Genomic DNA, 25,244 nt, shown 5'->3' on the forward strand with positions numbered 1-25,244 from the left:
TGGAATAAGCAGCAAAGTATGTCATCTACTCCGTTTTTTGCTTTTTCCACAAGTAAATGAGTACAATAAGAGAAGTTATTGAAAGCACTATTCCAGTGTTTAACCCTGGAGGACTATAAGTCCATACAATCTCATGTTCTCCTTCAGTAAGTGAAACACCCATAAAGAAACCAAGAGATTTTTGAACTTCTTGCTTTTGACCGTCTACTGTTACACTCCACCCTGAATGGTATGGAATCGTGAAGGTTGCAAAGGATTGTTCACTATTTGTAACATTAACGTGTGCTTTCACTGTTGAATTTGAATAGGAATCAATGGTGATGTCATTTGCTTTTTTAAACTGTTCCAAAGCTTTGGTTAGAGTTGGTATATCGATTGAATAGAATTTAAAACCACTAATATCCCATTCTTTGGCTTTTCCTTCATCAATTGTAAATTTGAGCGTTTTGTTTATGTTTCCATTTCCAACCACCCATAGTTGATTTTCTCGGAATCGACTTTCATAAGGATAGCTTGATCCGTCTACCAATACTTTTGACTTAATGACTGAACCGGCTTGTCTTTCTGGAATTTCAACAAAGTACAACTTATTTGGTTCAAGAGATAATTGCCATTCAATGTTAGAAGATTCTCCTTCATTTGATAGAGTGTATTTGTCTTCCGACTTTGTTAAATTTGAGGTAACTGGTTCCCCAACACTCACTTCGCTTAGTGCATTTGCTCCAGATAATCCAATCACTTGTAATAGCTGATTCAGATTGGCAACGGGCTGATTTGCTTTAAAAGAGATATTCGTCGCTAAACTTTCATTAGTTAAATATCCAAGAGAAAACGCATATGGATTACGATAAACAGCAAAGTTCTTTAACGTACCTACTTTCTCATATAATCCACGAACGTCTGAAAAAATACGTTTTTCATCTCCATCCATCATGAAGTTTGATATACCAAAGAATGAATCCAGAATAACATTACGACTTGTATAGTTCACAACTGATTGTGATGACGGTAATCCTAGATGGCTCATTTCCTCAATCAATGAATACTCGAGACTCGAAGTGAAATGTGATACCCCATTATAATTATAGGCAATAGGGAAGTTGGCATGAGACAGACCCTTATGCATTTCCATCCGTGTAAATACCTTTGAACTGCTGTAACCTTCTTGGTCAAAAGCAGTGGCGTATTCCATTTGATTCTTTAATCCTTCATTACCAATGAAAAAAGGTACCCTTTTAAATCCAACAAAAGAACTGATCATTAGTTCGATAATCACCACTCCGGCTACTAATTGTAACCTACGAACTTTATCTACTCTTCTAAAGAAAAATGCTAATAAGATGGTTATCCAAAAGAAAAATGCGAGTAGCTTCTGCGGCGTTTCAACAAATTGAAGACTTCTTTGAGTCGATAATACAAGTATTGAACCAAACCCAAAGATAGCCACTAGAAACTCGCTTAATCGAAACTTATCTTTCCATTGTAGTAAGCTTTCTGATGCCAATACCAGCATAAAGCTGTTGGCTACCCATGAATTTCTAAAGAAAAAACCAACGGGACGTTGCCCCATATGCCAAATTTGATCGAAGCCTTGAATAGAGAATGAGAGAAACAACACAAGAAGAACGACTATCGCTGACAATTTCTTAAGCAGACTAATCTCTCTCTTAGCAAAGAATGTGAATAACCCGAAGAGAGCCAAGCCACCAATATATAGCTGTGGTAGAGCCTTGGGATCACCCCATTCTTTTTCTCCGAAGGATCCTAAAATAAATTTTTGAGGCATTGCTACTACATCATTGACGAAGTCCCATGACCACGCGAAGGTACTCCCAGCGCTCGCTTTACTCTCTAACAAGGCACTAAATACCGGCAATAACCAAAATGCCGCAATTCCTACACCAATTAGTGCAAACAAAGCAACCCTGCCAATTTTCAATAGATAGTCTTTCAAGGAAGCTTTCTTTGAAAAAACAACATAGAATGTATACAGTGCTACAAAAAGGCACATCATATAGCCTGTATAGAAATTCGTAATCAAACTAATGGAAAGAAAAATCGGTAATTTAAACGATCGCTTTCCACCCGCAATTTCTTCAATCCCTAAAAGAATCAACGGTACATAAATTAGATTATCTAAGAAATTAGGATTGTACTGTTGCGATACGATAAAGCCACTAAGAGCATACGACGAAGATAATCCTAACGATAACCAATAATGTTTAGACACTCCTTGAAATTTCTTTTCCAAGAAATACCCAAATACGACTCCCATTACTCCAAAACGAATGAGTGGAATCACATAACTCAAAAATTGAAATGTTGAAACCGGGAATATTACGTATAAAAACGTGAATGGACTTAAACTATTAAAACCCCATACACTTGGCATTGCTCCTCCAAGTGATTTCTCGAAGGACCAAAACAGGCCGCCAAAATCTCCACTCCAGAACAGTTTATGTAATCCGATATATAGCGGAAAATATTGTGCAAGAAAATCTCCGCTATGTATCGAATTTTGTGAGAAGGGAGTCAACCCTAAACAAAGGAAGACCCCTAACATAACCATAAATGGAATAAAGAATAGCGAACTAAATTTTAATTTCATTTTTGAAATTTTCATTATAGTCTACTCCCACTATATTAAATCCATTTTTTGTAAATTCCAAATCCATAAAGAGCGGTAGAAACGGTTGAGATTATAAACCCTAAAACAAACCCTTCTGGCAAGTAACTCATTTCAATTGTATGTTCACCTGGTGTAATCTTATAGGCTAACAAACTATCCCACACTTTAGCAGTTTCAACTACTTTACCATCTACTCTAACAGTCCAACCTTTTTCAAATGGAATACTTGTCATCATCCAGGTACTGTCGTCGGTAATGTTCACTGTTCCTTTAAAACTACGATTATCCCAATGAGACAATTTTATTCCTTGAAGCTGACGTTCTTGAATGATACGATTTACTAACGCACCATTTGAACGAGCTAAGCGTAATCCAGATAAGTCATATTCATTATCCGTCTCAATTTCAATCGTTAAATCTACAGGTTGGCCAGCAGAATTATGTGCAATTTGGATGAACTGTGTTTGTTGAAATTTATCTTGGAATTCGTAATTTTTACCATTCAACAAGATACGAACTTTGTTTTTATCTGAATGAGATAATTTTTGCGGAATTGATACCCAATAATCTTCAGCAGATTGAGGTAATAAATGATAGGTAATCGTTCCTGGTTTAGATGAATCAATTCGTTTGTAAGTTTCTGGTTTAGATGAATCTACAACTTCCATATTATCCAATTTCATCTCATTTGCTCCGAGTACAGCTAAATAATTTTCACTCGTTGCCCCCATAGCTTGTACAATCTTATTTTGATTTTGAATCGGTTGATGGTTTTCTAATTTTACATTCACCGTTGCATCATTAACACCGTAAGCAATTGGCAAAATCAAATCTGTCTCGAAAGTCTTTGTTCTAGCAGCTTCATAAACAGGTTCTTTTGTCGTAATATCTTTACGCGTTACCATATTTCCGAATACATACAACTTGGATGTATCAGGATAATCCTCTTTAAGCACTGGTTTAGGAGTCACTAAGTATTTCACTGAGAAGAGTGCATCTTGTAGCGGAGTTCCTTGATAGTAGGTCGTTGCGTTAATTCCATTATTTCCTAAACGGTCAAATAAATCTCGTGTACTATTTTCTAAGTTGGAACTAAAAATTGATAAGCCAGGATAATCCACCATGAATGGATCATTCTTACTTAGATTAAATGATTTATTAATTCTGTAAAAATCACTGTGGTCAGGTCGAATAGGGTTAATAGCATCCTTTAATTGTAAAACAGCATCGTGATACTTGTAGGCATCTGTATAGCCAACACGTGATTGAACAAGTGCTGCATTAGCTGTTAACTCAACTACAGTCAAAGCAGCTATAATCATCCAAGCTCTTTTTACTTTAGGATAGAATAAAGCTGCAAGCAAAACCACAAAAATCAAAATTGTAGCAAGACGTTGCCAAACTGTTAAGAAAGAGTGTTGTTGTAACTGTACAATAGAAAAGATAACTGCACCGCTAATCAGCAGAAAACTAGCTTCTCTTTTAGTAAATTTCTCCACTTCTCGTAGGCTTAGATAAGCCAGATAAACTAAAAAGAAAGCAATAATCCATGAGAATCGATAGAAAAATCCAGCAGGATTTTGTCCCATATGCCACAACTTACTTGTGAATTCATGAGCACAAGAAATCAAAAACACTACGAGAACAAAGCTAGCCGCAATTTTGCTCCATTTTGAAATCTTACTCGAAATAAAGTAATAAAGTGTTCCTAGTAAACCAAAGCTAGCCACATATATATTCGGCAAGTTAGGTCCAGCTGGCCAAGAAGTATTATCAAAAGCTCCTAAAAAGAGTTTTGCTAAAATTTCAAACGGATTGATTTGTAACTTCCAGTCAAATCTCAAGAAGCTTTGCAAGCCCCCTTTTGTTGATACTAAACTAATAAGAATTGGGAGTAATACAGCTGATACTATTCCAACGGCTAGTATAGATGCAGCAGCTAATTTCCCTATTCTTGTTAGAATGACCTTTTTATCTCTGAAGTTCTCTGAACGTATAATGTAGAACAAAGCATAAATGACTACAAAAATGCAGGTCATATAACCCATGTAAAATTGTACAAAGAGAGATAAGGCAAGCATGCCAATATAGCCTCTTGGAGACTTATTATCTAGCACTTGTTCAACCCCAATTAAAACTAATGGAAGCATGATCATTCCATCATAGAAAATTGGGTTCATTTGATAACTAACGTTAAACCCATTTAATGCGTAGATGGTAGCGACAATTGGAACCAAGTAGGCATTGTTCTTTAATCCATCGTAACGTTTAACCAAGAAATGTGCCATGGTTAATCCCATGGCTCCATAACGTAAGGCAATAACGATTGGAACCACCCATTGAAAATTTTCTTCAGGGAATAGCAGGAACAGGAAGTTAAATGGACTCAACAAGTTGAAGCCCCAAATCCCTAACATCCCACCTCCAATGGATTTAGAGAAAGAATAAAAGAAACTACTCCAATCTCCATTTAAAAATAAATGTTTGAAATAGGCATATAAGCCAATATATTGAGCATTAAAGTCAACTGCCATGAGTGACTTTGTCCCGAAAGGAAAGAAGCCATCAATAGCCCAAGCCACAATCATGATGGCTATAGGTGCAATAAAACTTGCTAGATAGACTTTTTTCTTAGTCGTCATTTTGCTCTCCTTTCACGCTTATGTTCGTTTGATCGATAAGATAATGTGGACGTTTCTTCACTTCGTAATAAATCTTACCGATGTATTCTCCTAATACCCCGATGGAAATCAATTGAATTCCACCGAAGAGAACCACTGAGAAGATTGTAGTAAAGTATCCACTCACGAGTGAATTCGGTTCTACAAGGTATTGGATAAAGGTCCAAAGGACATAAACTAATGAAATTAGTAAGCAGAATAAACCAAAATTAATACACATACGAAGAGGTTTATCGTTGAATGATAAAATCCCTTGAATCGCATAGTTCAATGAGAACTTCAATGAGTATTTTGTTTCGCCTACAGTACGTACTTGGTTTTCATATTCGATAACTTTTTCGTTAAAGCCAACCCAAGCAAAAATTCCTTTAGAAAAACGATTGTATTCTTGCATAGAAATAATAGCGTTTACAACTTTACGGCTAAACAATCGGAATTCAGATACCCCGTCCATCAGCTCGATATCCATCATTTTATTAGCAAGTTTATAAAAATGTTTGGCTAAAAACGTACGGTGAGGTTTTTCGCCTGTACGTGTACGACGAGCACTCACCACATCGTAGCCTTCTTCATATGCAGCAATCATTTGGGGAATTAATGCAGGTGGATGTTGTAAGTCTCCATCCATTAAAATAACAGCTTCACCTGTTGCATATTCTAGACCCGCGATTGTTCCAGCTTCTTTCCCAAAATTTCTGCTAAAACTAATATATTTGACACGTGAATCAGCAGCTGCAATAGCTAACATACGTTCAAAAGTACGGTCCTTACTACCATCATTAATGAAAATAATTTCAAATTCCGCTTTTGTAATTTGATTGATTTCTTTAACCAATTCATCATACATTTTCTGAATCATATTCTCTTCGTTATAAAACGGAATGACTACAGATAATTTCATATCTATCCTACCTTATTCTTTTTATTATATTCACTTCTACTATAATAACATTTTTTTGAATGAAGTGGCTACTCTTAACAAAAATTTTTGTTTATTGTATAAAACAAATAAACAAAAAAGGAAAATACTAATTAGTATTTTCAACAAGATTTATTGTTCTTTCTTTATCTTTCTATAATCCTTAACGTGGAGGTAGTCCTAGAGCTATTCGTCCATAACGACTAATGCGTGTAATCTTCCAAGCAGGTGACCAGGTAACCTCAACCTTGACATCCTCAATACCATCAATTTGTTTTAAGCCAGCTACGATTTCAATAGGCAGACTTTCTGCACAGTCACAGGCAGTATCTGTAAATGTCATAACTATTGTACAAAGTCCGTTTTCGTCCAAGTCAATCTCGTAAATCAATCCAAGATTGTATACATCTAGTTCTACATCAGTATCATATACTTTTTCTAGTTTTTCGATAATCTGATTTTCCAAGGCTAGAGCACGGTCATTAATCTTGATGTCATCTCTCATAGCAGTTCCTCCACCCGATAAATATCCTCTATTTTCTCATAATTCCAAAAAGTTGGCAAGTTTTTTCACAAATAATAGACTAGCCTATTGTCTCCTTTATTGACTCTATAAAAGCAGAGATGATTATCTCTGCTTACAAGTAATTATTTTGATTTAACCGGCTTATCTTCAAGAGCTTTGATAGCAGAAGCAATTGTTTCTGCATATAGCTTGGCCCCTTCTTCTAATTTTGTATTGTCCTTACCAAAATGAACCTGGTCAGTCCCTTTCCAAATATCTGGATTGTCTTTCGACACTTGGTTCCAGTCAGCAACCTCAACATATGGATATTGTTGAGCTACTTCACGAGCATAGCTAGCATACTTTTCAACATAAGGCTGAGTTTCCTGACTTTTATCACCCTCATATGGAGTCACAAGGACAAGTTGATGTCCTTTTGGTAAATTCGAAATCAAAAAATCAAGATCTGCTTTATAATCCTCAGGATTATTTACTCCCGTAGCAACTACCACAACTTTAGGTAAAGCTTTATTTTGGCTATTATATAGCATGATAGCACTTGCTTGTTTAGTGTTTCGACTAACTTGCGCATCAGTCTGAGCATCAGGCAAAACTTCTTGTAAACCAGGAGTTGCTCTCAAGGTTACAGAGTCTCCAATGATAGATACACCTTCAGCAATATTGTATCGACTTGCTTCTTCTTGATCTGCCACTGTCTTTGTTCGAGCGAGATTTGTTTGCGCTTGTTTAAGCCCATTAACAGTCAAGTCTGTTTCAAAGGCACCTACTTGAGGAGCTATCAGTATCACGACAAGGGTAATCAGACCAAGTACTCCTGCACTACCAACAAAGATTGGTTTGATGTGAGGAATTTCTTTTGCCATTCGCAACAATTTGCTGGACTTTCCTGCAATCAAAGGTTCGATCACATAGAAAGAAAGGGTTGCGAAAAGATAAGAAAAGATAGTCGTTAAAATCACTGCCGGTAGATTGCTCATCAGCTGAGAGAAGATAATATAAAACGGCCAGTGGAATAGATAAACAGCATAGCTAGTATCTGCTAAAAAGCTAATCACCTTTGGTTCTTCGATTGTCGGTGTTTTATCATGCAAAACGCGTGCTGCAACAATCATCAGAATCGCAGCTAAGCTTGCCAACAAGAAGCCGAATAAATAGGCAAAGAGATAGGTAAATTTCACAAAGAAGGTCAGTAAGAGCAAGACTCCAAGGCCAGCTCCAAAGACTAGCAAGGTCTTCCTCAAATCCAAGGTTCGATTCAAACGTTTAAGAAGTGGTGTTGTATGCCGAACTCCTATCACAGTAGCAAGCACACTACCTAAGAAGAATGGATAAACATGAGTCAAACTTGAAAAGTATACTGTTGAGTAGGAACTTACAATAAAGCTACCGATAAACATAGAAAGGAAACTGATGATAAAGGCAACTGATGAAAGTAGAAAGATCGTTCCTCGAAGTTGTCCGCCTGACTTCGCTCTCTTAGATAGGAACCAGACTGCCAACCCCCACAAGATATAATAATGAACTTCAACAGCTAAGCTCCAGGTGTGAACAAAGAGATGAGGGATAAACTGAGATTCATAACTCCCTCCCGTCAACATTTCATAGAAGTTCGTCATAAATCCTAAAACACCGGCAATCTGCCCACCAATTCCTGCCACATAATCTTGGCGAACCAAAAAGGTGAATGGCATGATGACAAGTACCATCATCACAACAGGAGGAAATATTCGATAAAATCGTCTCCTGAAAAAACCTATGATATCAATTTCCCCTTTTTGGCTAAACTCCTCTAACAATAGTGAGGTGATAAGGAAACCTGAGAAAGTGAAAAAGACATCCACACCAAAGAATCCCCCTGGGAAAATCGTCTGAAAGAAATGGTACAAGAGCACCAAGAGCAGACCTGTAATCCTAATCAAGGAAAACCATTTAATACGCATACGAGTTTATTCTCCATTTATTAGAAGCTTAAAAGTCTTCTAATTTTCATTCCATAATACAATTATTTTATCAAAAAAACGAGAAAAATCCTAAGAGAAAACTTAGGATTTCAGCTTTATTATCAATAAATGTTAGAAATTGCGTCCAGATTTATTATAGCCATATTTTTCAACAAAATGTTCACGGAATTCCAAAAGATTATCATCCATAATAGCTTGACGAACCTGTTTCATCAGGTTGAGCAAGAAGTATAGATTATGGTAGCTTGTCAAACGGATACCAAAGGTCTCATCTGCCTTAAGCAAGTGGCGAAGATAAGCACGAGTATAGTTCTTGCAAGTGTAACAATCACACTCATGATCAAGTGGTGTGAAGTCCTCCGCAAACTGGGCATTCTTGATTACCAAACGACCTTGGCTGGTCATACAAGTACCATTACGTGCAATACGAGTCGGCAAGACACAGTCGAACATATCGACACCACGAATGACCCCATCAATCAAGCTATCTGGCGCTCCCACTCCCATCAAGTAACGAGGCTTGTCTTCAGGAAGAAGTTGAGTGGTGAAGTCCAAAACTGCATTCATCTCTTCGTGAGTTTCACCCACTGCTAAGCCACCAATAGAGTAACCAGGAAAATCCATACTTACAAGATCTTGAGCTGATTGGCGGCGAAGATCTTCAAATCCTGCCCCCTGTACAATCCCAAATAAACCTTGGTCATGCGGACGACGGTGAGCCTTTAACCCACGCTCTGCCCAACGACTCGTCCGTTCAATGGACTTTTTCACATAGTCATAAGGTTGATAGAACTGCGGACACTCATCGAAAGACATCATAATGTCTGACCCTAGATTGTTCTGGATAGAAATAGCTTTTTCAGGTGATAGAAACATTTTAGAACCGTTGAGGTGGTTCTTGAAGGTTACCCCTTCTTCTGTAATATTACGGCTGTCTGCTAGGGAATATACTTGGAATCCACCGCTATCCGTTAAAATCGGTTGGTCCCAATTCATGAACTTGTGAAGACCACCAGCTCTAGCAATCAGTTCATCCCCAGGGCGAAGCCACAAATGATAAGTGTTAGAAAGGATAATTCCTGAACCCATCTCTTTCAACTCTTCTGGAGACTGAGTTTTGACAGTTGCTTGTGTACCAACTGGCATAAACATGGGCGTTGGGAAAGTTCCATGCGGTGTGATAATTTCTCCCAGACGAGCTCCTGTATGTTTTTCTTTCTTAATTAATCGATATTTGATTGGTGATTCTGACATTTTTTACCTCCGAAACCGGGAAAAACAGTCCCAGTCCTTACTCTGCACCCAAGGGCATACTGTATGATTCTATCAAAAAAAACAGGAACTGTCACGAACTATGGTATAATGAAAGCATGAAATACCCAAAGATTGATTTAAAAGAAGTCCGTCAACAAGCACGACAGTTCCCAGCAGAACATCCTAGACTGATGCTCGTCTATTTATTGCCAAGCATCCTTTTGATTATCTCTAGCTTTATAAGCCCTTTATCATTACTTAATGAAGAAATTCTGGAGCAATCCTTTTTCAGTTTTTTGATAACGGTAATTCAATCCTCCCTCTTTCCTCTAGTCTTTGGCTTTGCAAGCTCCATTATCTTAATTGGTGCTCTTTTTACAACTCTCAGTCTATTCAGAGTTCCTGAGACAGAACTTTCTTTCAAGGATAGTTTGGCATTGTTTGATAACCGTTTCTTTACTCAAACTTTCCTGACTCTTCTACTGAAACGTTTCTACCTCTTTTTATGGAGCCTACCCAATCTACTTGGAGTTTACTATCTTTTTTACAGCAATCTAATGGCTCGAAAATTTGTGGAACTTCATCCTGAATTTCCATCTGTCGATCTTACGAATCCAGATATTGAACAGTTCCTACTCACTTTTGCACTTTACTTCTTTGGCAGTGTCTTTCTGATCGTTATAGGAACTGCTATTTATCTTCCCCAATATTATGCATACTCCCAAGTAGAACTACTACTTTGCGACACTCTAGCAATAGGGATTGCAAAACCAAGTCGTACACTTCAAACCAGCCGCTTCCTTATGAAAGGCTACAAGTTCCAACGCTTTGTCCTTGATTTACAGCTCTTACCATGGTATTTCCTCATCTGGATTAGCTTTGGCATTGCAAGTATTTCTATATACCCCTATATTTATAGCAATCAAATTTTCTTCTATCAAAGGTTACTCGAAATCAAGCGAAGAAAAGTTTAACAGCAGTTATTAAAACCAGCACTTTCTATGAAGGTGCTGGTTGTCTTTATTTTAATAAGAGAATACTCAAAAGTGTTAAGATTGCTGGGCCACCTTGCTTTAGAATGATTTTTTTATCCGCTGTTAAAGCACCATAAGTCGATGCTCCTATGACAAATAAAACAAAGATTGTTACGATTTCTAAGCTATGCGAGAAATAAATCCCATAGATAAGAAACACTCCAATCAAGGCATTATAAATTCCTTGGTTTTTAAACAGTGAAGTGACAGATGGTCGAGTCAACTCTTCCTTTTCCATATTAAAGACTCGGCTAGTTGCATCTGATTGGGTTGCGATACTCTCCAAATAAAAAATATAAAAATGTTCCAAGGCAACAATAGTTGCTAGTATAGTAGTAATGAGTGATATCGTTTTCTCCTTAAAATTCTATTTTTTCTAGACCTGACACTAGTTTTGTCAGTAAGGTTGTCAGTTCTTTCTGCTCACCAGGCGATAAGATGCTCTCCATCTGTTCCTTCACATTCAAATGATATTTAGGCGGATTGACCAAGAGTTGATTCTTGGCTTCTTGGGTTAATTCAACTAGGACTTCCCGCTGATTGATTGGATTACGCTTACGACTGACATAGCCCTCTGACTCTAATACCTTAAAATGACGGGTCAAAGCTGCCTGGTCAATCTGTAACTTCTCTTGAACGGCAGTTTGGTTACACGGTGACTTTTGCAATAAAAACTGCAGAATTTGATAGCGGGTCAAACTAATTCCCAATTGTTTCTCAAAAAGTTGAGTAATCGTCTGATCTACTAAATGGAGCTGGTAGAGTAATTCATTTATTTCTAGCATTTCTATTCCTTTGTTCGTATTTGATCAATCAACTATTGACTTATCAAGTATATTATAAATAAATTGATGATGCAAGTTTTTTGCTCACTTCATAAATATGGTTTCCTGTTTTTTAACTCTTTCCCATCTTATTCAACATTTATATTTTCGAGCAAGCCTTGTGCTTAACTTTATTTTATCTTTATAAAAGGATTTCTATTGGATAAGAAATTGAAAAAAAAAGAAGAGGAAACTGAATTAGTCCCCTACTTCTCTTATCTTATTAGTTCATAGATACATGAACGTGGTCATAGTGGTTTTCTGTTACGCTACCACGATCTGGCATTGGATTCCAAGTGTAGGCTGGTCCGTATTTGCTTGGGAATGGTGCGTAGAAACGCTGTTTCCAAATAACATAACTGATTCCACGGCTAGCCATATTCTGAATAGCATACTCAGCAACCTGGTCGCCAAGAGCTGAGCTAACTGGGACCATGAAGTCAATCGCTAGACCTTTTCCGTGGTCACCTGGATCTCCTGGACGGTAACCGCTAAATGATGTGATACCGTATAACTTGGCAACTTCCTCTTTGAAGGCAGCTGTTTGTGGTTGTAGACCTGCATTTTCAGATTTTGTAGCTGCAATAGTTGCATAATCAGGCGCCGCCGGTGCTGCATAAGTTGGTGATGAAGCTTGGCTTGGTTCTGCCTGATAAGTTGTTGTTACTGGTTCAGCTTCTGTTGTTGCTGGCTCAGCTACAGTAGTTGTTTTCGCTACTGGTTCTTCCGCAACAGTCGTTGTTTCAGTTACTGGTTGAACTGTTGTTTCTTCCACAACTGGTACTTCAGTTACTGGAGCAGTTTCTGTCGTTGCTGCAGGAACTGTTTCTTCTACTGGAGCTGCAACTTCAGCTGCTGAAGCTGGAGTCACTTCAGCTTCTACATCAGCTTGTGGTGTTGCTTCAACTACAGTTTCTGTTTCTGCCACTGGTTTAGTCAAATCTTCAACTTGTACAGTTTGGTTATCTACGACTACTTGGTTAGTTTTCAAATCTGCTGTTGCACTTGCTACATCAGAACCTACTTCTTCTGGTGTATATACCTCAACCCCTGTTACTTCTTCTTGTTCATTAACAATTGTAGTCAGTACAGTGTCTGGGAAAATCAAGTCAATATTCGTAATTTTGTTCAAGTTTGCAAGAACATTTAAGTCTACTCCCAAAGCTTCTGCAATCGTGCTTAAGGTGTCTCCATACTTAATTGTATAACTTGTTTTATTTTCGCTTTTAGCAACATCGTTTTGAATTTGCTCAACTGTACGTGGTGACCATACAACTTCTTCTGCTTGAGCTGCCAAGGCAGGGGCAATTGATAAAGCTACCGTTGATGCCAAAATAATTCGTTTCTTCATACTATTCAAACTCCTTTTTCAATGTAGTACATGTCTATCATAACATAAAGAAAAGGGAAAAAAAGCCCTTTTGGGGCTGTTTAACAAAACTGTTTAGACTCTGTAACAAACCACATTAATTGAAATAGTTTGTTAGATTTCTGTCATAGGGCTGACATATTACTCCAGACATCATTGATTGTTCAAGAGAGTGATAATATCCTCTAATGCTCTTATTTGTTGGTTTCCTTCTTTATTACAACTTAAAAAATTCAGACTCTTTATTCCACTAGTTAGTGCAAATTCTATATCCAAAAGGCGATCTCCTATGTAATAGGTGCGCTCTGGTTTTAAATGGTATTTGCTGATAAGGTAGGTCGCTGCTTCTGGACTTGGTTTACGAGCAAAACCGCTCTGGCTTGTCAAAATTTCTGTGAAACAAACATCCAAGCCCAAATCTCGTAAAATAGTCAAGGCATTATCGCCTTTGTGAGTGTATACAAATTGCTGAATTCCTTGCTGATTTGCCCAAGATAAGACTTCAAGCGCACCTGGCATCAAGATGACCTGGGCATTCTTTTCAGCCAAGCTCTGAGCACGGAATTGATTGAGCTTATCAACATCCAAGCCTCTTTCTTCTGCCACTTGCACTAGTAAATCCTGGACAGAGTATTTCAAGATAAAAGCTCGAACTTTTTCCTTGTCAAAAGGAATGGAAAACTGTGCATAGGTCTCCTCAATTCCTGACAAAATAGCTTCATAGGAGTCCAATAAAGTCCCGTCTAAATCCCAAATAAAAGCAGTTTCTTGCATTTCTTATCCTTTCAATGTCATATAAGATTTGTAACGATAGCGTAGGAAAATCCAACGGAAACCATTATCCAAAATCGTTCCTGCCCAGATACCAGGCAATCCCCAACCAAGAACAATTCCCATCAGGTAACCAGTCCCAATACGGATGCACCACATTCCAATACTTGTCGCATAAAAGGGAAGTCGGGCATTTCCCAAACCTTGCCAGACAGCTGTATAAATGACAGTTCCCGTTGTCATAGGAGTCCCTAAAAGTGAAAAAAGTGTCACTAAAACACTGGCTTTAATAGCCACAGGATCACTGGTGTAGAGATAGCTTAGTGTTGTCCCGAGAGCATAGATACTAAGCGTTAGAGGCAACATGAGAAAGAAAGACAAGCAAAAAGTTTGCTTACTTAGTCTGTCCACCCTTGCCCAATCATCCTCCCCAACTGCTCGAGCTACCTGCATGACTGTTGCTGTCGCAACACCAAAAGCAGGCATGTAGTTGAACTGTGTCAAAACCTCACCAATAGCATTCCCCGCGACGGCCTCAGTTCCAAAGGAAACAACCAAGGCAATAATGACGACATCTCCAGCCCTCATCATGAGACGTTCTCCCGCCGCAGGCAAAGCCAAAGTTAGCAGGTCTTTATCCAGTCCAAACGTCGGTCTCATATATGGAAGTTTTAATTGTGACCACAAAATTACAACCCCGACCAAACGAGACAAAATAGTCCCCCAAGCTACACCAGCTATCCCCATATCAAGGATAAAAATGGCGACGCTTGAAAAAAGGATATTTAAAGCATTGGATAAAAAACTAACATAAAGTGGCAGTCGAGGATTGTGGGTGGCGCGAATCAAGGCCCCCAAACTAGTCATTAAGCCCAGGAGAACGATTGTCCCACCAACTAAAGATAGGTATAAGCCACCACTTTCAGCCACAGCCTGTTCAGTACCCAAAAAACCAATCATCTCTTGACCTGCAAAGATGGACAAGCCACCTAAAATTAAACTCAATAGCAAGGTTATCTTGAGAGCTTCTGTCACATGGTAGGCTAGTCTAGACTGATCTTTCTGTCCCACACTTTTTGAAATGACACTAGAAATTGCTGCTCCCAAGGCAATAAAAATAGCCTGATAAATGGTGATAATATTTCCAGCTACAGACACACCCGAAATGGCGATCAACCCCAGATTAGCTACCAAGTAGCTATCTACCATCCCCATGAGCATCTGCAAAAAATTTTCACCCATGGCAGGTAAAGCTATGTTGAGAATATCCTTATTTTTCTTAAACAATCCTTCCTCCTGATGAAAAGAAACTCAGTTAGTTTCCCAACCGAGTTTACTTCCTCTCTTTTAAAGTCCTAAATAAGATTCTACTGCTGCCTGCATATCTGCCGCTGCAACAGTTGTCTTGTGACGAACCGGAGCTGTTTCGAGACCATCAACTGCTGGTGGCACTGCCACTCCTGAAATTTTGTGCAACTGAGCCAAAGCTTCAAAGTCAGTCAAGCCTGATTTTCCTGTTACAGCTTCCACTGCTACTACTGGGAACTTGTATGGACTAGCAGTTGATGCAATCACGGTCTTAGCCGCATCGCCAGTCGCTGCTTGGTATTTTTTATATACGGCTGAGGCAACTGCTGTATGAGGGTCCTCAATATAAGCATCTGACTCATAAACACGCTTAATTTCTGCTGCTGTTTCTGCTTCCGTCGCATACTCTGCCGCAAAAAGGTCAAGAATCTCTGCATCAAAATCAGTCAACTCATACTGACCTTGGCTATTCAAAGCATTCATAAGTTCAGCCGTCTTAACCGCATCATTTCCCAAAAGATGGAAAATCAAGCGCTCCAAGTTTGAAGACACTAAGATATCCATAGATGGGCTAGTGGTTACTTTAAACTCACGCTTCTTGTCATAAACACGAGTTTTAAAGAAATCTGTCAAGACATTGTTGTCATTTGAAGCACAGATTAACTTGCCGACTGGTAGGCCGATTTGTTTAGCGTAAAAGGCAGCCAAGATATTTCCAAAGTTTCCTGTCGGTACGGTGAAGTTAACCTTATCACCAGCCTTAATCTCGCCAGTTTTAACAAGTTGAGCGTAGGCATAAACATAATAGACAATCTGTGGGACCAAACGACCAATATTCATAGAGTTAGCTGATGAGAACTGGAGCTTGTTGGCTGCCAATTTCTCACGAAGAGCCACATCATTGAACATATGTTTCACATTAGTCTGAGCATCGTCAAAGTTTCCATCAATGGCGATAACATGAGTATTTTCGCCCGTTTGAGTGGTCATTTGCAACTCTTGTACCTTGCTGACACCGTCTTTTGGATAAAAGACGATAATTTCAGTACCTGGAACATCTGCAAAACCTGCCATAGCGGCTTTCCCAGTATCTCCAGATGTCGCTGTCAAGATGACAATCTTGTTTTCCAAACCGTGTTTCTTAGCTGCCGTTGTCATAAAGTATGGCAAGATGGACAAGGCCATATCCTTAAAGGCAATGGTTGAACCGTGGAAAAGTTCCAAGTTGTATTGACTATCAAGTTTTACAAGAGGGGCAATTCCTGGTGTATCAAACTTGCTGTCATAGGCATTGTTGATACAGTGGTCCAACTCTTCTGCTGTAAAGTCGTCCAAGAAAGCTGACAAGACAAGCTTAGCTACTTCTTGGTAAGAAGCGTCTTTCAATGTGCCAAAATCCAAATCAACCTTTGGATAGCTAACTGGAGTAAATAAGCCTCCATCTGTTGCCAAACCTTGCAAAATCGCCTGACTGGCTGTTACTGTATTTTTCGCATCACGCGTTGATTGATAAACTAATGTCATAAATCTCTATCCTTTATCTATAGTCTTATTCATTATAACATGATTTTTCAGAAAATTCTTCCTTTATAAGAAATTTATAGGCCCAATTCTTCTTTCAAAGGCACTAAATAAGTCATTTCGCTCTGACCTCTCATCTCAAGTCCTTTCTCTGCTATAGCTAGTAAGTCTTTGGAAAACTGGACTATCCCAACTGTTTCTTCATCTGTGAGTTGCTTCTTAGAAAACTGTCTTCTCAAAGACTTGTAGTCACGACCAAATTTCTCAAAAAAAGGTGCTGTTTCTAGGTAAGTTTCAAGCTTGTCTAGATTGACCAGCAAACCTAGATGAAAGGCTGCTGAAGCAAAGGTTCGGTCTAGCGGCTGTGTACAAACACTACGAAATTCAATAGTCCCTCGTGTTGTTAAGTCCTGAAATTGATAGCTACGATGCGTTTGGAAATCCTTCTCTTGAGGAACAAGAAGAGTTTCTTTCCCATTCAGGGTATAGGCAGGAATTTCATCAGTATCTAAATAATCTCTAGCACGAATCGGAGAAAAATAGTAGGTTTCCCCATCACGTTCTACTGTAAAAATCGCAGAGCGGTCTAGATAATCAAAAAAATCATCCTTATCTTTAAAGAGTTTTGCATTAACACCAACATTTTCTGGATAAATCCCATGCATGGATTCTTCCCAAAAAATATCTCGTGAAATCTTGGTGTCCCAGTCTGCTCCATAAAACTCAGAATTGGCAAACAAGTAGGCCTTGGCTGCCTCAATCTGAGTGAAAGCATTGATAACACGCAGGTAGTTAGATGTTGAAACATCCAGCTGAACTTGACTCCCACAGATAAAAGCTCCATATTGCGGAAAATCATGCAAATCAGCTCTTTCTTGACGACTTCCCATATGCAGATAATCCATCAGCATCTGGTAGCGGGGATAGGCCACAGGTCGATTGTCATTTTGATCCCAGTTTGGGTGAATCCCCCAACCCTGGATTGCATGATTCTTTTCTCCTAATTTTTCTTGGATTACCTTCATATAAGTCTCAAAGCGTCCTTCGACCTCTTGGATATTCTGGGCTCTGCCAAAGGCAAACTCCAAGGTTGTGTAGGAAACCTCAAACAGAATCCGATCTTGACTCATCGGTTCTACAAGCTGAATCGGATTGCCATCCTGGTCTACCTTTTCAACTTCCAGACTGAGAGTATCAACCAAAAAACGCATCAGATCCTTACTTACTTCAATATCTGTAGGCTGTCCTTTCGTATGAACGATAGGAAACTCCAACTCAATACCGATGTAGAGTTCTGGATTTTCTTTGATATTTTTTAAATAGCGGTCTTTTAATAACTGAATTGAAGGGGACATACATACCTCTCATCCTAACTTCTCATACTAGAAAATAAATTACTCTCTATTATACCAAAAACTGAATCAGAAGCGTCTTGAAAAATGTCTTTCCTAAATTTAATAATACATTTAAAACTTTTATACTAATTTTTATACTATTATTTTCATGTTATATTCAAATACATTGATATATCAATGTTTTAAAAGTAAACATTTTCACATTTTTTTGAAAGTTTAGTATAAGTAGTTGATTTTTTTATGAAAACGATTTATACTTAAATAGTCTTAAAGTTTTCTTAAACTACGAGTCAAACATTTTATAAGGAGGAATGACAATAATGAGTATCGGAATCATTATTGCGAGCCACGGTGAATTTGCCGCTGGTATTCATCAGTCAGGATCTATGATCTTTGGTGAACAAGAAAAGGTTCAAGTTGTAACCTTTATGCCAAACGAAGGTCCAGACGATTTATACGCGAAGTTCAATAATGCTGTGGCTGCATTTGACGCAGAAGATGAGGTTCTAGTCTTGGCTGACCTTTGGAGTGGGTCTCCATTTAACCAAGCTAGCCGCGTGATGGGAGAAAATCCTGAACGTAAATTTGCCATCATCACAGGACTTAACTTACCGATGTTAATCCAAGCCTACACAGAGCGCCTTATGGATGCTGCTGCTGGCGTGGATAAAGTCGCTGCAAATATTATTAAAGAGGCCAAAGATGGCATCAAGGCTCTTCCAGAAGAGTTAAATCCAGTTGAGGAAGTTGCAACTGCTGCAGCTGCGCCTGTAGCCCAAGCTGCTATCCCAGAAGGGACTGTTATCGGAGACGGTAAATTGAAAATCAATCTTGCGCGTCTCGACACACGTCTTCTTCACGGACAAGTCGCAACTGCTTGGACACCAGATTCAAAAGCTAACCGTATCATCGTTGCTTCAGATAACGTAGCTAACGACGACCTTCGTAAAGAATTGATCAAACAAGCGGCTCCAAACGGAGTTAAGGCTAACGTTGTTCCAATCCAAAAATTGATTGAGGTTGCAAAAGACCCTCGTTTTGGTGAGACTCACGCCCTTATCTTGTTTGAAACTCCTCAAGATGCTCTTCGTGCTATCGAAGGCGGTGTGCCAATCAAGACCCTTAACGTAGGTTCAATGGCTCACTCAACAGGTAAAACAATGATTAACAACGTTTTATCTATGGACAAAGAAGATGTTGCAACCTTTGAAAAAATGCGTGACCTCGGTGTTGAATTTGACGTACGTAAAGTACCAAATGACACGAAAAAAGATTTGTTTGACTTAATTAACAAAGCGAACGTTCAATAATTAGAATCTTCTTCTCTCGAATTCTTAGAAGAAAGATTTTACACTTTATATAATTAAATAGAAAAGGAATAAAACCATGTCAGATATTTCAATCATTTCTGCTATCTTGGTTGTAGTTGTTGCCTTCCTTGCAGGTCTTGAAGGTATCCTCGACCAATTCCAATTCCACCAACCAATCGTAGCATGTACCCTCATCGGTCTTGTAACAGGTAACCTTGAAGCAGGGGTTATGCTTGGTGGATCTCTTCAAATGATCGCCCTTGGTTGGGCAAACATCGGTGCTGCCGTTGCTCCTGACGCTGCCCTTGCCTCTGTTGCCGCTGCAATCATCATGATTAAAGGTGGTAACTTTACTACTGAAGGTATCGCAGTCGCAACTGCAACTGCTATCCCGCTTGCCGTAGCTGGGCTTTTCTTGACTATGATTGTTCGTACAATCTCAGTTGGTTTGGTTCACACTGCAGATGCTGCTGCTAAAGAAGGAAATATTGCAGCTGTTGAGCGTGCTCACTACTTTGCCCTTATTCTTCAAGGTCTTCGTATCGCTATTCCTGCAGCCTTCCTTATCGCTATCCCAGCTTCTGCTGTTCAAGACGCTCTTGGTTTAATGCCAGACTGGTTAAACGGTGGTATGGCTGTTGGTGGTGCCATGGTCGTTGCCGTTGGTTACGCTTTGGTTATCAACATGATGGCTACTCGTGAAGTATGGCCATTCTTCGCTATCGGTTTTGCTCTTGCAGCAATCTCTCAATTGACTTTGATTGCCCTTGGTGTCATCGGTGTTGCCCTTGCCTTCATCTACCTCAACCTTTCTAAACAAGGTGGTAACGGTGGCGGAGGAGCTGCAACTTCTAACGACCCAATTGGTGATATCTTAGAAGACTACTAGAAAGGGGAACAATCATGGCTGAAAAAATTCAATTATCAAAATCAGATCGCCAAAAAGTTTGGTGGCGTTCACAATTCCTTCAAGGTTCATGGAACTACGAACGTATGCAAAACTTGGGTTGGGCTTACTCTTTGATCCCAGCTATCAAGAAACTTTACACTACTAAAGAAGACCAGGCTGCTGCTCTTGAGCGTCACCTTGAGTTCTTCAACACTCACCCATACGTAGCTGCTCCAATCATGGGGGTTACTCTTGCACTTGAAGAAGAACGCGCTAACGGTACTGAAATCGATGACGCTGCTATCCAAGGTGTTAAGATCGGTATGATGGGACCTCTTGCTGGTATCGGTGACCCAGTCTTCTGGTTTACAGTTCGTCCGATTCTTGGTGCCCTTGGTGCATCACTTGCTGCAACTGGTAACATTGTTGGACCACTTCTCTTCTTCTTTGGATGGAATGCAATCCGTATGTCTTTCCTTTGGTACACACAAGAGTTTGGTTACAAGGCTGGATCTGAAATCACTAAAGACATGTCTGGTGGTATCTTGAAAGACATCACTAAAGGTGCTTCTATCCTTGGTATGTTCATCCTTGCCGTTCTTGTACAACGTTGGGTATCCATCAACTTCACTATCAACCTTCCAGGCAAACAATTGTCAGAAGGTGCCTACATCAACTTCCCAGAAGGTGCTGTTACTGGTGGAGAATTGAAGGGTATTCTTGGTCAAGCGCTTAGTGGTATGAGCCTAGATAGCGTTCAACCACAAACACTTCAAGGTCAGTTGAACTCATTGATTCCAGGATTGATGGGACTTCTCCTTACTTTCCTTTGCATGTGGTTGCTTAAGAAAAAAGTATCTCCAATCACAATCATCCTTGCCCTCTTTGCAGTTGGTATCGCAGCTCGTTTCTTCGGTATCATGTAATCTCGGTGAGAATATATAAACAAAAAAGAATCAGGTTTATCACCTGATTCTTTTTATATCTCATTTATTCTGCCAAGGCACCCATTGGATCCCATGGTGCAAGGACGATTGGTTCTGCTTCATAAGCAGCTCGTTCTTCTGCTGTTAATAATTCCTTACGAACAACGATTTGATAAGTGTATTCATCCATCCAAGCATCTGAGGCAACAAAGTAACCATCTGTACCGACCTTGTCTCCCCATGAGTTTTCGACTTTCCACTTGATTGATTTACCATTTTCATCCAAATCAACACCTGTCAAGACCATGGCATGAGTCATCAAACTTTCGCTGTAGTCCAAACGTCCAGCCTTGTCTTGAGTGAGTTGAATGTCCATGCTTGATTCAAAGTCATAAACATCTGTCGCAAGAATCCCTGCTTTACGGTTGCTGAGCTGTCCGACATCTGAACCAAACCAGACAGTTTCTCCTGTTTGCATTTGAGCAATGGCCAATTCTTTCAAGCGTTCCATAGGTACGTTAATGTAGCGAACTTCACGGCTACCAACAACATTGCCCAACATCTCAACTGTGTAAGATTTCCCATAAGGTTTATCGGCAGTTGGAGCATTGATCACAGAAACGTAGTCTTCTAGTGGAAGATCAACATATTTCTTGTAAAACTCTTGTGGTGTGATGCCTTTCTCGCTTTGGTAGTTATTATCTTTATCACGATAAGCAAAGTCAAATTGACGTGGTGGAAGCCCTAATGACATGGCAAGGAAGTTAAAGATTTCTTGCAAGAGGTCTTCTTTCTTAGCTTGAACAGTCGCTTGGTCTGCGCCAGAAGCCAAGAGGTCACGCAAGATTTGAGCATCTTGACGAAGCAATTTGTTAAGAATGGCATTGAGCTCACGGCTATTGCTAGATGAAACAGACTCTGGATAAATAGACTTAGGCACGACACCATATTTCTCAAAGAGAGCCACAACCATATCCCACTGACCACCATCTTGTTGAGGAGTTTGGAGTAGGAAACTTACCTTACGACTTGTCAATTCTTGGTCTGCAGTCGCAATCACTTGCTCCAAAAACCAGTTAGACTTTTCATACTTGTCCCAGAAGAAGGTGTGGGCTTGTGACAGTTCAAAGTTTTCAAGTTTGTATTGAGAGATAAGTTTGTGGCGGAAGGTGTTGAGGGCCGCAAACATCCAGCAACGACCAGAAGCCTTCTGGTTCGTAACCTTATCCTTTGTCAAATCCAATGAGAAAACAGGTGTGTTGTCTACATGGCTTTGACGACGCTCAAGGGCTGCAAAAATTCCATTGTGGCTAGCTGCATTTTCGATAGCTTGGTATTTTACATTTGCTTCATAGTTGGCAAATAATTTATCTGTAAATGATTCTTGAATCGCGTTCATAAAATCCTCCTTTTTATTCTACAGTCTATTATAACGCTTTTCACAAAGGAAGCAACCAAAAATTGAAAAAGGCAGGATATTTCCCCCACCTTTTCCGATTATCCAGTTTATTGAACACTCTCAAGCAAACCTTCTAGTTCTTCCTTGCTTAAGCGACGCCATTCTCCACGTTGCAAATCCTCATCTAAGGTCAAAGTTCCCATGGTTAAACGTTGCAAATCCACAACTTCCTTGCCACAGTAGGCCACCATCCGTTTGACCTGGTGGAATTTCCCTTCTGCAATGGTCACTCGGACCAGGCTTTGATCCTTTTCCGTATCCACCGACACAAGCTCCAGCTTGGCAGGCTGACAGGTAAAGTCCTTGAGCGGAACACCTTGCGCAAATGTCTCAACATCTGCATCTGTCATCACTCCATTGATCTGCGCTAGATAGGTTTTATCCACGTGACGTTTTGGTGAAAGTAGAGCATGAGCCAGCTTGCCATCATTGGTCAAGAGCAAGAGTCCATGCGTATCAATATCCAAGCGCCCTACTGGGAAAACTTCCTTGGCACGTGCATAGTCATCCAACAAGTTCAACACCGTCTTGTGTTTAGGATCTTCAGTCGCTGAGATAACTCCTTGGGGCTTGTTCATCATATAGTAAACAAACTCCTCATACTCTAGCTTTTGCCCGTCAAAGCAAATCTCGTCTGTCTCTTCATTAATTTGCGACTTAGCAGATTTTTCTTTCTTGCCATTGACCGTCACGTGCCCAGCCTTGAGAAAGTTTTTGACTTCCGTCCTACTCCCGACAGCACAGGCTACTAAAAATTTATCTAATCTCATAGGGCTATTATATCATGAAAAAGCATAGACTTAGAACAAAAAAAGCCGCCTGATTGGGCGACTTAATTTTTTTATAGGGAGATTATTATGAAAAAGTTTTAGGAATTTAAGTTAAGGTTTTCTTAACTTATGAGATAAGTATACAGCTCCTAACTTAAAGTTTCCTTAAGTATTTTTAAATGTCAGATTTTTCCATTTTACTTGCCAGTTTTTCTTGGATAAACGCTTTTGATAGAGTTTCATCCGGTCTTGATTTTCTAAAAAATGAGGAGTTGGACGAACTTGAAAGTTCAAAATATCCTCCAAGCCATAAGGCGCAAAGAGCTCTAATGTTGCATCAGCATTCAAGCGAAGACCTATCGCCGTACAACGCTCAGGATATTTACTCATGGCATCACAGGAATTCACATAGGGAGCCGTATGGGGACTATGCTGATGCATATAGACTTGATTTTTCAGCTCCCACTGATACTGGGGAAAGTCCTCTCTCAACTTGTTCTCTATAGCCAGCGTTTCTTCATAACTCACCTCTGGGTCAAAGAAAATGACGTCCACATCCGTTTCACGGTCAAAGGCTGGTTTATCTGACAAAAGATTCCAGATAAAATTTCGAACCGAACCAGCTGCTAACCAGGAATCTTTCAACTCCAGGTCACGGATGATGGTCAAAATAGCCAACATTTCAGAATTTTCCCTAAAAGAGTCTAAAATTTCAGTCTCATTTTTCAATATATTCATACCCCAAATGCTCATAAGCCTTGGCTGTCGCAACTCGTCCTGAACGAGTTCGCATGATAAAGCCTTTCTGGATCAGGTACGGTTCATACATATCTTCGACCGTCTCACGCTCTTCCGCGATATTGACCGAAAGAGTGCCTAGACCGACAGGACCACCACCGTACATCTCAATCATGGTGCGGAGGATTTTCTGGTCCACATAGTCCAATCCTTCATGGTCTACATCCAGCATAGTAAGAGCCTTATCCGTAATGACATCATCAATCAAGCCATCGCCCATAATTTGGGCAAAGTCACGCACGCGCTTGAGGAGTCGATTGGCGATACGAGGAGTTCCACGACTGCGTAAAGCTAACTCTGAAGCAGCCTCATGGGTGATTTCCATCTCAAAGATATCTGCCGTCCGCTCGACAATCTCTGTCAAGTCAGCATGTTCGTAATATTCCATGTGACCTGTAATCCCAAAACGGGCACGAAGAGGATTGGACAGCATCCCTGCTCGAGTTGTCGCACCAATCAAGGTAAATGGTGGCAAATCTAGATGGACACTACGACTAGCTTCCCCCGCACCAATCATGATGTCAATGTAGAAGTCTTCCATGGCACTGTATAGCACCTCTTCTACCGACATGGGCAAGCGATGAATCTCATCAATAAAAAGCACATCTCCTGGCTCCAAGTCATTCAAAATTGCTACCAAATCACCGGCTTTTTCGATAACGGGACCAGACGTCTGCTTGAGATTGACTCCCAGTTCATTGGCAATGACAAAAGCCATGGTTGTTTTCCCAAGACCTGGAGGGCCAAACAAAAGAACATGATCCAGCGCCTCGTCACGCATTTTAGCTGCTTCGATAAAGATTTGAAGCTGATCCTTGACCTTGTCCTGACCGATATATTCACGTAAAAATTGGGGACGGAGGGTACGTTCTACCAACTCCTCATCACCCATGATTTCATTATCTAAAATTCTACTCATGCTTCTATTATAGCAAAAATC

Annotated in this window: 21 protein-coding genes; 4 read left to right on the forward strand and 17 right to left on the reverse strand. The window is 39.7% G+C overall.

Annotated features, from left to right (window positions below; translation table 11 throughout):
• Window positions 1-25: 25 nt before the first annotated feature.
• The 6 genes from FN031_RS06790 to tgt form a co-directional block, all read right to left on the reverse strand.
• A complete protein-coding gene (locus tag FN031_RS06790) occupies window positions 26-2,623 on the reverse strand; it encodes a YfhO family protein (RefSeq protein WP_142558782.1) in 2,598 nt (865 codons plus the stop codon).
• A gap of 20 nt (window positions 2,624-2,643) precedes the next feature.
• Window positions 2,644-5,271: a YfhO family protein gene (locus tag FN031_RS06795; RefSeq protein ID WP_142558784.1), complete on the reverse strand. Its 2,628-nt coding sequence runs from the start codon at window positions 5,269-5,271 to the stop codon at window positions 2,644-2,646.
• Window positions 5,261-6,211 carry a glycosyltransferase PgfS gene (pgfS, locus tag FN031_RS06800; RefSeq protein ID WP_142558786.1) on the reverse strand — a complete coding sequence of 317 codons (951 nt, stop codon included), beginning with the start codon at window positions 6,209-6,211 and terminating at the stop codon, window positions 5,261-5,263. Before pgfS ends, FN031_RS06795 begins: the two co-directional genes overlap by 11 nt.
• A gap of 181 nt (window positions 6,212-6,392) precedes the next feature.
• On the reverse strand, window positions 6,393-6,734 hold the full coding sequence (locus FN031_RS06805) for a metal-sulfur cluster assembly factor (RefSeq protein ID WP_142558788.1): 342 nt from the start codon (window positions 6,732-6,734) through the stop codon (window positions 6,393-6,395).
• Window positions 6,735-6,877: 143 nt separating this feature from the next.
• Window positions 6,878-8,695, reverse strand: a complete 1,818-nt coding sequence (locus FN031_RS06810) for an acyltransferase family protein (RefSeq protein ID WP_142558790.1) — start codon at window positions 8,693-8,695, stop codon at window positions 6,878-6,880.
• Window positions 8,696-8,827: 132 nt separating this feature from the next.
• Window positions 8,828-9,970, reverse strand: a complete 1,143-nt coding sequence (gene tgt / locus FN031_RS06815) for a tRNA guanosine(34) transglycosylase Tgt (RefSeq protein ID WP_142558792.1) — start codon at window positions 9,968-9,970, stop codon at window positions 8,828-8,830.
• Between the two features lie 116 nt (window positions 9,971-10,086).
• On the opposite strand from tgt, the gene FN031_RS06820 reads away from it, so the two are divergent.
• On the forward strand, window positions 10,087-10,944 hold the full coding sequence (locus FN031_RS06820) for a DUF975 family protein (protein WP_142558794.1): 858 nt from the start codon (window positions 10,087-10,089) through the stop codon (window positions 10,942-10,944).
• A 46-nt stretch (window positions 10,945-10,990) separates the two neighbouring features.
• Here FN031_RS06820 and FN031_RS06825 read toward each other — a convergent pair whose 3' ends face one another.
• The 7 genes from FN031_RS06825 to FN031_RS06855 form a co-directional block, all read right to left on the reverse strand.
• Window positions 10,991-11,353 (reverse strand): DUF1304 domain-containing protein, encoded by a 363-nt coding sequence (locus tag FN031_RS06825; RefSeq protein ID WP_142558796.1) that lies wholly within the window; start codon window positions 11,351-11,353, stop codon window positions 10,991-10,993.
• Window positions 11,354-11,363: 10 nt separating this feature from the next.
• Window positions 11,364-11,789, reverse strand: a complete 426-nt coding sequence (locus tag FN031_RS06830; RefSeq protein ID WP_142558798.1) for a MarR family winged helix-turn-helix transcriptional regulator — start codon at window positions 11,787-11,789, stop codon at window positions 11,364-11,366.
• A 262-nt stretch (window positions 11,790-12,051) separates the two neighbouring features.
• Window positions 12,052-13,179 (reverse strand): LysM peptidoglycan-binding domain-containing protein, encoded by a 1,128-nt coding sequence (locus FN031_RS06835; protein WP_142558800.1) that lies wholly within the window; start codon window positions 13,177-13,179, stop codon window positions 12,052-12,054.
• Window positions 13,180-13,350: 171 nt separating this feature from the next.
• Complete coding sequence (locus FN031_RS06840) at window positions 13,351-13,971, reverse strand: HAD hydrolase-like protein (RefSeq protein WP_142558802.1); 621 nt, start codon at window positions 13,969-13,971, stop codon at window positions 13,351-13,353.
• A 3-nt stretch (window positions 13,972-13,974) separates the two neighbouring features.
• Window positions 13,975-15,255 (reverse strand): MATE family efflux transporter, encoded by a 1,281-nt coding sequence (locus FN031_RS06845; RefSeq protein ID WP_142558804.1) that lies wholly within the window; start codon window positions 15,253-15,255, stop codon window positions 13,975-13,977.
• Between the two features lie 60 nt (window positions 15,256-15,315).
• Entirely contained in the window at window positions 15,316-16,800 is a 1,485-nt protein-coding gene (gene thrC, locus FN031_RS06850) for a threonine synthase (RefSeq protein WP_142558806.1), read from the reverse strand.
• Window positions 16,801-16,874: 74 nt separating this feature from the next.
• Window positions 16,875-18,152, reverse strand: coding sequence for a gamma-glutamylcysteine synthetase (locus FN031_RS06855; protein ID WP_142558808.1), 1,278 nt, complete (start codon window positions 18,150-18,152; stop codon window positions 16,875-16,877).
• A gap of 320 nt (window positions 18,153-18,472) precedes the next feature.
• On the opposite strand from FN031_RS06855, the gene FN031_RS06860 reads away from it, so the two are divergent.
• From FN031_RS06860 to FN031_RS06870, 3 genes are all read left to right on the forward strand, one after another.
• Window positions 18,473-19,462: a PTS sugar transporter subunit IIB gene (locus FN031_RS06860; protein ID WP_142558810.1), complete on the forward strand. Its 990-nt coding sequence runs from the start codon at window positions 18,473-18,475 to the stop codon at window positions 19,460-19,462.
• A gap of 76 nt (window positions 19,463-19,538) precedes the next feature.
• On the forward strand, window positions 19,539-20,351 hold the full coding sequence (locus FN031_RS06865; protein WP_142558812.1) for a PTS mannose/fructose/sorbose transporter subunit IIC: 813 nt from the start codon (window positions 19,539-19,541) through the stop codon (window positions 20,349-20,351).
• A 14-nt stretch (window positions 20,352-20,365) separates the two neighbouring features.
• Window positions 20,366-21,277: a PTS system mannose/fructose/sorbose family transporter subunit IID gene (locus FN031_RS06870; protein ID WP_049502678.1), complete on the forward strand. Its 912-nt coding sequence runs from the start codon at window positions 20,366-20,368 to the stop codon at window positions 21,275-21,277.
• A 64-nt stretch (window positions 21,278-21,341) separates the two neighbouring features.
• On the opposite strand, the gene pepC is transcribed toward FN031_RS06870, so the two are convergent.
• The 4 genes from pepC to ruvB form a co-directional block, all read right to left on the reverse strand.
• Window positions 21,342-22,676: an aminopeptidase C gene (pepC, locus tag FN031_RS06875; protein ID WP_142558814.1), complete on the reverse strand. Its 1,335-nt coding sequence runs from the start codon at window positions 22,674-22,676 to the stop codon at window positions 21,342-21,344.
• Between the two features lie 107 nt (window positions 22,677-22,783).
• Window positions 22,784-23,506 carry a pseudouridine synthase gene (locus FN031_RS06880; RefSeq protein WP_142558816.1) on the reverse strand — a complete coding sequence of 241 codons (723 nt, stop codon included), beginning with the start codon at window positions 23,504-23,506 and terminating at the stop codon, window positions 22,784-22,786.
• Between the two features lie 165 nt (window positions 23,507-23,671).
• Window positions 23,672-24,244 (reverse strand): nucleotidyltransferase family protein, encoded by a 573-nt coding sequence (locus FN031_RS06885; RefSeq protein ID WP_142558818.1) that lies wholly within the window; start codon window positions 24,242-24,244, stop codon window positions 23,672-23,674.
• A complete protein-coding gene (gene ruvB, locus FN031_RS06890) occupies window positions 24,225-25,223 on the reverse strand; it encodes a Holliday junction branch migration DNA helicase RuvB (RefSeq protein WP_142558820.1) in 999 nt (332 codons plus the stop codon). Before ruvB ends, FN031_RS06885 begins: the two co-directional genes overlap by 20 nt.
• Window positions 25,224-25,244 lie beyond the last annotated feature (21 nt).

The organism is Streptococcus mitis (assembly GCF_902159415.1).
Classification (GTDB): domain Bacteria; phylum Bacillota; class Bacilli; order Lactobacillales; family Streptococcaceae; genus Streptococcus; species Streptococcus mitis_BG.

What these genes read in the sequence shown, in the direction of transcription:
- FN031_RS06865 (WP_142558812.1), top strand. Translation starts at nt 19,539, where the DNA reads ATGTCAGATATTTCAATCATTTCTGCTATCTTGGTTGTAGTTGTTGCC.
- FN031_RS06880 (WP_142558816.1), bottom strand. Translation starts at nt 23,506, where the DNA reads ATGAGATTAGATAAATTTTTAGTAGCCTGTGCTGTCGGGAGTAGGACG.
- FN031_RS06810 (WP_142558790.1), bottom strand. Translation starts at nt 8,695, where the DNA reads ATGCGTATTAAATGGTTTTCCTTGATTAGGATTACAGGTCTGCTCTTG.
- ruvB (WP_142558820.1), bottom strand. Translation starts at nt 25,223, where the DNA reads ATGAGTAGAATTTTAGATAATGAAATCATGGGTGATGAGGAGTTGGTA.
- FN031_RS06855 (WP_142558808.1), bottom strand. Translation starts at nt 18,152, where the DNA reads ATGTCCCCTTCAATTCAGTTATTAAAAGACCGCTATTTAAAAAATATC.
- tgt (WP_142558792.1), bottom strand. Translation starts at nt 9,970, where the DNA reads ATGTCAGAATCACCAATCAAATATCGATTAATTAAGAAAGAAAAACAT.
- pepC (WP_142558814.1), bottom strand. Translation starts at nt 22,676, where the DNA reads ATGAACGCGATTCAAGAATCATTTACAGATAAATTATTTGCCAACTAT.
- FN031_RS06830 (WP_142558798.1), bottom strand. Translation starts at nt 11,789, where the DNA reads ATGCTAGAAATAAATGAATTACTCTACCAGCTCCATTTAGTAGATCAG.
- FN031_RS06860 (WP_142558810.1), top strand. Translation starts at nt 18,473, where the DNA reads ATGAGTATCGGAATCATTATTGCGAGCCACGGTGAATTTGCCGCTGGT.
- FN031_RS06835 (WP_142558800.1), bottom strand. Translation starts at nt 13,179, where the DNA reads ATGAAGAAACGAATTATTTTGGCATCAACGGTAGCTTTATCAATTGCC.
- FN031_RS06820 (WP_142558794.1), top strand. Translation starts at nt 10,087, where the DNA reads ATGAAATACCCAAAGATTGATTTAAAAGAAGTCCGTCAACAAGCACGA.
- FN031_RS06870 (WP_049502678.1), top strand. Translation starts at nt 20,366, where the DNA reads ATGGCTGAAAAAATTCAATTATCAAAATCAGATCGCCAAAAAGTTTGG.
- FN031_RS06805 (WP_142558788.1), bottom strand. Translation starts at nt 6,734, where the DNA reads ATGAGAGATGACATCAAGATTAATGACCGTGCTCTAGCCTTGGAAAAT.
- FN031_RS06885 (WP_142558818.1), bottom strand. Translation starts at nt 24,244, where the DNA reads ATGAATATATTGAAAAATGAGACTGAAATTTTAGACTCTTTTAGGGAA.
- pgfS (WP_142558786.1), bottom strand. Translation starts at nt 6,211, where the DNA reads ATGAAATTATCTGTAGTCATTCCGTTTTATAACGAAGAGAATATGATT.
- FN031_RS06795 (WP_142558784.1), bottom strand. Translation starts at nt 5,271, where the DNA reads ATGACGACTAAGAAAAAAGTCTATCTAGCAAGTTTTATTGCACCTATA.
- FN031_RS06840 (WP_142558802.1), bottom strand. Translation starts at nt 13,971, where the DNA reads ATGCAAGAAACTGCTTTTATTTGGGATTTAGACGGGACTTTATTGGAC.
- thrC (WP_142558806.1), bottom strand. Translation starts at nt 16,800, where the DNA reads ATGACATTAGTTTATCAATCAACGCGTGATGCGAAAAATACAGTAACA.
- FN031_RS06790 (WP_142558782.1), bottom strand. Translation starts at nt 2,623, where the DNA reads ATGAAAATTTCAAAAATGAAATTAAAATTTAGTTCGCTATTCTTTATT.